Genomic DNA, 567 nt, shown 5'->3' on the forward strand with positions numbered 1-567 from the left:
AATGAACGAAAACGGAAATGATTACGGCAAACTATCTGAATTGCAATTAGAGAAAGATAGCAAAGAAAATGATTTGCTTGAAAAAATGAGCTACTGGGAATACCTATCTACATTAGAAAATTAGTATCAGAAAATTTATGATGAAATAAAAAAACAAGAAGTTGATTCAAATTAAATTAGGGGGCAATGAGTTTGGCAAAGCAATACTTAGATTTTCTACAGCACATTTTAGATAATGGACAAGATAAGAGCGACCGTACGGGTGTAGGTACCAGATCAGTTTTTGGTTACCAAATGCGCTTTGATTTAAGCGAAGGATTTCCTTTATTAACGACTAAAAAAGTACCTTTTGGTTTAATCAAGAGTGAATTGTTATGGTTCCTAAAAGGGGATACCAATATCCGCTATTTACTAGAAAATAACAATCATATCTGGGATGAATGGGCATTTAAGCGTTGGGTTGAATCTGATGCTTATCAAGGACCAGATATGACGGACTTTGGTTTACGAGCTGACGCTGACCCAGAATTTAAAAAGATCTATCAAGAAGTGAAACAAGAATTTTGT

Annotated in this window: 1 protein-coding gene; it reads left to right on the plus strand. The window is 34.2% G+C overall.

Annotated elements, in window-relative coordinates; genetic code table 11:
• Positions 1 to 186 precede the first annotated feature (186 nt).
• On the plus strand, positions 187 to 567 hold a 381-nt coding region (gene thyA, locus ACRCJ0_RS18790), incomplete at its 3' end, for a thymidylate synthase (protein WP_431391720.1).

It is taken from the genome of Aerococcus sp. L_32, assembly GCF_050689315.1.